Origin of the sequence: Pseudomonas sp. NPDC089743 (assembly GCF_044748785.1) — a bacterium.
Classification (GTDB): Bacteria; Pseudomonadota; Gammaproteobacteria; order Pseudomonadales; family Pseudomonadaceae; genus Aquipseudomonas; species Aquipseudomonas putida_X.
In genome coordinates, this window is the sequence record NZ_JBIVGS010000034.1 from 1 (window position 1) to 5,916 (window position 5,916).

Sequence of the window (5,916 nt, forward strand, 5' to 3'; positions counted from 1 at the left end):
CAGCAGGAGGACGTGTCACGCCGCCTCAGCCAGGACGCCTACCAGCAGCGGCTGGCAGATCTGGCTGATTACCAGGCTCGTGAGCTGCAGATGGAGGTCGACGGCTTCGAGGCGAGGCTGCAGGCGCAGCGCGATTACCGCAACGGCGCCAAGCGCGCATGGGCCAACATCCAGGCCGATGCGGCGAACGTGGCCGGCGCCACTGACGACATGCTGACCACTGGATTCAATACCGCTCGCGACGCAGTTGCTGAATTCGCAATGACCGGCAAGGCCAACTTCAAGAGCTTCACGGTGAGCGTTCTATCGGACATGGCCAGGATCGCAAGCCAGCAGGCCGCGAGTTCGCTGTTGAGTGGTTTGGTGGGGCTAGGGGTATCTGCAGCATCGAACTACTTTGGCGGCGGCTCCGGTAACGGCATAACGCCCGGCTCTGCGGGCGCCGTATCGTCGAACCTCGGGGCCTCGCAGGCAGGGTATAGCGCTGACTATCTCAGCAACTGGTCCGGCGTCAGGCAGGCCAAGGGTGGCGGCTGGGATGGCGGCGTTCAGTTCTTCGCCAAAGGGGCGGCCTTCACAAACAGCATCCTCAATACACCGACCCCTTTCGGTCTAGCTGGAGGCGGCGTTGGCGTGGCGGGCGAGGCGGGTCCCGAAGCGATTATGCCGCTTGCCCGCGGCGCGGACGGATCGCTGGGCGTGCAGATGGTCGGCGGAACGGGTGGTGGCTCGACGGTTGTTCAGGTCAGCGTGCCGGTTGCCGTGACGTTGGAAGATCGGAGCTCCGACGGCATGGAGCTGGATAGCACAGCTCTGCAGCAGAACATGCAGCAACAGATGCAAGGTGTGGCTGAGCGGGCTATTGCCGCGTCTTGGCGCGCCGGCGGGATGAGCTATCGAAACAGTAACGGGAGACGCTGATGGCGATCGAAACCTTCACTTGGGCGCCGGATGACGAGGCCAGCGGTGACAGCACCTTGCGCACCCGGAAATCGCAGTTCGGTGACAACTACGCCCAGGTGTCCACCGATGGCCTGAACGCCGAGTCTGACACCTGGTCGCTGTCGTTCGGCGGCCTGGCTGACGAGGTCGCGCCTATCCTGGCGTTCATCCGGAGGCACCGGGGCTCCACGTCATTTCTGTGGACGAACCCCGAGGGTGTCCTTGGGCTGTATCGGTGCGAGACATTCCGGCAGCAGCGAAAGCCGGGCGGTGTGGCGGTGCTGACAGCTACTTTTGAACGAGCATTTCATCCATGACCTTGATCACTCAGCTGCAGAAGCTGGAACCCGGTGCAGAAATCCTGTTGTTCGAGCTGGACGGTTCCGATTTCGGAGCGGACACCCTGAGATTCCACGGACATGCGATACCGCACACGCCTCAAGAGCTTGCAGCGGCAGGCGCGAACGCCGATCAGCTGCCAGCCAAGTCGATCTGGTGGCAGGGCAATGAGTATGGCGCCTGGCCCATGCAGATCGAGGGCATTGAAGCAAACTCGGACGGTACGGCAGTGCGACCGACGCTGACGGTGGGTAACGTCAACGGCAGGATCACGGCACTGTGCCTGGCCTTCGACAACCTACTCGAGTTCAAGCTGACCATGCGTCACACCATGGCGCGCTACTTGGACGCGGCAAACTTCCCCGCTGGCAACCCGGAGGCCGACCCTACCGAGGAAGCGATTGAGGTCTGGTACATCGATCAGAAAGTATCTGAGAACGGCACCACGGTCGCTTGGGAGCTTGCCAGCCCCGGCGATGTTGGCGGCGAGACCATTGGCCGGCAGATGACCCAGCTGTGCCACTGGGCGATGACCGCGGGCTACCGCGGCCCCAACTGCGGATACACCGGCCCCTACTTTGGCCTCGACGGAAACGCCACGGACGATCCTGCCAAGGATCAATGCAATGGCTGCCTCGATTCAGGCTGCACAATTCGCTTTGGCCAAGGCAACCAACTGCCCTTTGGCGGCTTCCCAGCCGTTTCCCTGATCGCACGGAGCTGACCATGCGCAAACACATCCTCGCCGCCGTGCAAGCGCACGCTGCGGCAGTCTACCCGCGCGAGTGTTGCGGGCTGATCGTCGCGGTGGGGCGTAAGCATAGCTACGTGCCGTGCGAGAACACTGCCAGCGATCCGGCTGAGGAGTTCCGCATTGCGCCAGAGCAGTACGCGGAGGCGGAAGACCTTGGCGAAGTGATCGGCATCGTCCACTCGCACCCGGACGCGACCAGCAGGCCTTCCCCTCGCGACTTGGCCATGTGCGAAGCGACGGGGCTGCCCTGGCACATCCTGTCGTGGCCAGAGGGAGACCTGCGCAGCATCACGCCGACCGGTCATACGCCGCTGCTGGGCAGGCCCTTCGTTCACGGTGCCTGGGACTGCTGGCAGATCTGCGCTGACTGGTACAAACGGGAATGGGATTTGGAGTTCCCGGCCTATACCCGGGAGGAGGGGTGGTGGGAGCAGGCAGACGGCCCGAGTCTATATGAGCGAGCCTATGAGGACGCCGGCTTCTATCAGGTCAGCCAGCCACAACGCGGCGACATGATTGTCATGGCAGTGGGGCGCACCGCGCACCCGAACCACGCGGGCATCTACCTGGGCGCCGAAGTGAAGTTGCCGGAGGAGCATGCTCAGGTCTTCGGTCCTGGGCCATTCATGTTGCACCACCTGCTCGGTAGGCCATCTGAAGTAATCGTGTACGGCGGGCCGTGGCTGGATCGGACGCGCCTGGTGCTGCGGCATTCGAATGCTAAGTGATGGTACATTCCCGGTTTTCAGGGAGGGATCACATGCGAATTTTGATCGGTGCTATGGGGATGGCGTTGCTGGCGGGGTGTATTTCTCCGGCGGATTTAGAAAAAAACGACCCGACTATCAGTGCCAAGACTTCGAAGGACCCTAAGAGCTATGCGCTGTGCGTCTTTCCGAAATGGCAAGCTGCGCGGACCGACTCTTCAATGGTTGAAACCGCAGATGGCTACCGGCTGTGGGTGGCCAACACCAATATGACCGACGAGCTGCTGGATATCCGGAAGGAACAGGCTGGCAGCTCGGTCACGTTGAAACAGCGGATGCCCTGGTCCCCGGGTCTTGGTAGAGGGGACATCGAAAAGGCCGTTCGCGCTTGCTTGTAAGACTTTGAAGAATCGAACCGCCTACGGGCGGTTTTTATATGCCCGGAGGGAACATGGCAGCATTCGCAGAGCATCGAGTCATGATCAAGCTTTCTGGGTCGCTGGCTCAGAAATTTGGTCGTCTGCACCCGAAGATTCTGGACACAGGGAAAACGTGGGAGGCTTTCAAGGCACTCAAGGCCACGATCCACGGTTTTGAGGAGGAGATCAAACGGCTTGACCGCCTTGGCATGAGGTTCGCGGTATTCCGTAACGGGAAGAATGTGGATGAGTCGGAGTTCGACCGAGGCGGCGTCCAGGAGATCAGAATTGTTCCACTCGTCGAAGGGGGCAAGCGCGCCGGCCTTCTGCAGACGATCATTGGCGTAATTCTGATTGCTGTCTCATTCATCCCCGGCTTTCAGGCGGCTGCAGGACCAGGTATTGCCCTGGTCGCCGGCGGCGTTATACAGATGCTCAGCCCCCAGGCCAAGGGGTTATCCCAGAGCGCGGCACCCGAGAACTTGCCGTCGTATGCCTTCGGCAGCGCTAAGAACACCACCGCCAGCGGCAATCCTGTCCCGATTTGTATCGGTGAGCGGCGCTGGGGCGGAGCGATCATCTCTGCCTCGATTCGCGCCGAAGATAAGAAGTAGCCACAGCTGAACGAACAAGCCGCCTTCGGGCGGTTTTTTAATGCTTGGAGAAAAGTAATGGGCGCAGCACAGCACCTGGACATCGCTGGCGCTAAAGGCGGCAGCAGCAAGCCGAAGACGCCCGTTGAGGCGCCGGACAGCCTTCAGTCGACAAATATCGCCAGTATCCTACTTGCTGTGGGCGAGGGCGAATTCGACGAGATGCCCACCGACCGCGACATCTACCTCGACAACACGCCGATCATGGATGCCGGCGGCAACGTTAACTTCCCGGGCGTGAAGTGGGAGTGGCGCCCAGGCTCCGTCGAGCAGGAATATATCCAGGGTATCCCCGCGGTGGAGAACGAGACCACCGTCAACGTCGAACTGCGCAGCGACAACCCGTTTACACGGGCGCTGAGTAACACCCAACTTTCGGCGGTGCGCGTGCGTATGTCGTGGCCGCGCCTGGCCAAACAGGACAGCAGCGGCAACACAAACGGCTACCGCATCGAGTACGCCATCGACATCGCTACTGACGGCGGCGCGTATGTCGAGGCCCACCTGGGCGCGGTGGACGGCAAAACCACCAACGGCTACCAGCGCTCAGTGCGCGTCAACTTGCCGAAGGCCTCGTCGGGCTGGCTGTTGCGCGTGCGCCGCATCACTCCGAATGCCAACAGCGGTACAGTGGCCGATACGATGACCATCGCCGGCTATACCGAGATCATCGACGAGAAACTTCGGTATCCGAATACCGCGCTGCTCTACATCGAGTTCGACGCCCAGCAGTTCCAGAACATCCCGGCCGTGACGGTCAAATGCAAGGCTAAGCGCTGGCCGGTGCCGACCAACTATGACCCCGTTAACCGCACCTACACCGGCGTATGGGACGGCACCTTCAAGCAGGCCTGGACCAACAACCCGGCCTTCGTGACCTACGGCCTGTGCGTTGAAGACCGTTTCGGCCTGGGCAAGCGCATCAAGTCTTGGATGGTCGACAAGTGGGAGATGTACCGCATCGCGCAGTACTGCGATCAGCTGGTACCGAACGGGCAGGGCGGTCAGGAGCCGCGGTTTCTCTGCGACATGAACCTGCAGGGCCGCGCTGAGGCCTGGACCCTACTGCGCGATCTGTCGGCCATCTACCGGGGCATGGTGTACTGGGCCCACGGTTCGCTATTCATGCAAGCGGACATGCCGCGCGCCCAGGACATCGACTACGTGTTCACCCGGGCCAACGTCATCGACGGCGAATTCGTCTACGGTGGTGCCGAGCGCAACACGCACTACAGCCGCGCCCTGGTCAGCTACGACAATCCGGCGAACAACTACGACACCGATGTAATCCCTGTAACCGATTTGGCGCTCCAGCGCCGGTACCGGGACCGTCCTGTAGAAATCTCGGCCATTGGCTGCACACGTGCCTCCGAAGCCCAGCGCCGAGGCAAGTGGGCGCTGCTGAGCAACAACCAAGACCGTACCGTCACCTTCAAAACCGGCATGGAGGGCCGCATTCCGCTGCCTGGCTACGTCGTCCCAGTAGCTGACGAACTGGTGGCCGGGCGCCCGAATGGCGGTCGGATTGCTGCCGCTGCTGGCCGAGTGGTTACGCTCGATCGGGACACGCAGATCAAGGCAGGCGACCGCCTGATCCTGAACCTGCCGAACGGAACCGCCCAGGCGCGCACGGTACAGTCGGTTTCTGGGCGCGCAGTGACGGTGACCACGGAATACGGCGTGCAGCCTGAGCCCGAGCTGCAGTGGGCAATCGACTACGACGACCTGGCGGTGCAGCTGTACCGTGTGCTGAAGACGACGCGCACCGAGGAGGGCGAATACGAGATCACTGCCCTTGAGTTCAACCCGAGCAAGTTCGCGGCGATCGACACCGGGGCCAAGCTGGATGAGCGCCCTATAAGCGTCATTCCAGTAACCACGGTGCAGCCGCCTGTCAGCGTGTCGCTGACTTCGGCGTATGCCGTGGACCAGGGCATAGCCGTCAGCACCATGACCATCGCCTGGCCGGCGGTGCAGGGCGCGGTCGCCTACGACGTGGAATGGCGCAAGGACAACGGCAACTGGATACGGCTGCAGCGCACCGGCACCACCTCGGTCGACGTGGTTGGAATCTACGCTGGCGCCTACCTGGCCCGCGTGCG

Annotated in this window: 7 protein-coding genes; all 7 read left to right on the plus strand. The window is 62.0% G+C overall.

Annotation, left to right across the window (positions count from 1 at the left end; all coding sequences use genetic code 11):
• A partial coding sequence (locus ACIPZC_RS25905; protein ID WP_400630396.1) for a phage tail tape measure C-terminal domain-containing protein occupies positions 1-921 on the plus strand: 921 nt, incomplete at its 5' end.
• Positions 921-1,259 (plus strand): phage tail protein, encoded by a 339-nt coding sequence (locus ACIPZC_RS25910; protein ID WP_400630398.1) that lies wholly within the window; start codon positions 921-923, stop codon positions 1,257-1,259. The genes ACIPZC_RS25905 and ACIPZC_RS25910, both read left to right, overlap by 1 nt.
• Positions 1,256-2,005 carry a phage minor tail protein L gene (locus tag ACIPZC_RS25915; RefSeq protein WP_400630400.1) on the plus strand — a complete coding sequence of 250 codons (750 nt, stop codon included), beginning with the start codon at positions 1,256-1,258 and terminating at the stop codon, positions 2,003-2,005. Before ACIPZC_RS25910 ends, ACIPZC_RS25915 begins: the two co-directional genes overlap by 4 nt.
• A 2-nt stretch (positions 2,006-2,007) precedes the next feature.
• Positions 2,008-2,763: a C40 family peptidase gene (locus ACIPZC_RS25920; RefSeq protein WP_400630402.1), complete on the plus strand. Its 756-nt coding sequence runs from the start codon at positions 2,008-2,010 to the stop codon at positions 2,761-2,763.
• 32 nt (positions 2,764-2,795) lie between these two features.
• Positions 2,796-3,140 (plus strand): hypothetical protein, encoded by a 345-nt coding sequence (locus tag ACIPZC_RS25925; protein WP_400630404.1) that lies wholly within the window; start codon positions 2,796-2,798, stop codon positions 3,138-3,140.
• A gap of 53 nt (positions 3,141-3,193) precedes the next feature.
• Positions 3,194-3,775 (plus strand): tail assembly protein, encoded by a 582-nt coding sequence (locus ACIPZC_RS25930; RefSeq protein ID WP_400630406.1) that lies wholly within the window; start codon positions 3,194-3,196, stop codon positions 3,773-3,775.
• 57 nt (positions 3,776-3,832) lie between these two features.
• The coding region (locus ACIPZC_RS25935) for a host specificity protein J (RefSeq protein WP_400630408.1) at positions 3,833-5,916 on the plus strand (2,084 nt) is incomplete at its 3' end.

What these genes read in the sequence shown, in the direction of transcription:
- ACIPZC_RS25910 (WP_400630398.1), top strand. Translation starts at nt 921, where the DNA reads ATGGCGATCGAAACCTTCACTTGGGCGCCGGATGACGAGGCCAGCGGT.
- ACIPZC_RS25915 (WP_400630400.1), top strand. Translation starts at nt 1,256, where the DNA reads ATGACCTTGATCACTCAGCTGCAGAAGCTGGAACCCGGTGCAGAAATC.
- ACIPZC_RS25920 (WP_400630402.1), top strand. Translation starts at nt 2,008, where the DNA reads ATGCGCAAACACATCCTCGCCGCCGTGCAAGCGCACGCTGCGGCAGTC.
- ACIPZC_RS25925 (WP_400630404.1), top strand. Translation starts at nt 2,796, where the DNA reads ATGCGAATTTTGATCGGTGCTATGGGGATGGCGTTGCTGGCGGGGTGT.
- ACIPZC_RS25930 (WP_400630406.1), top strand. Translation starts at nt 3,194, where the DNA reads ATGGCAGCATTCGCAGAGCATCGAGTCATGATCAAGCTTTCTGGGTCG.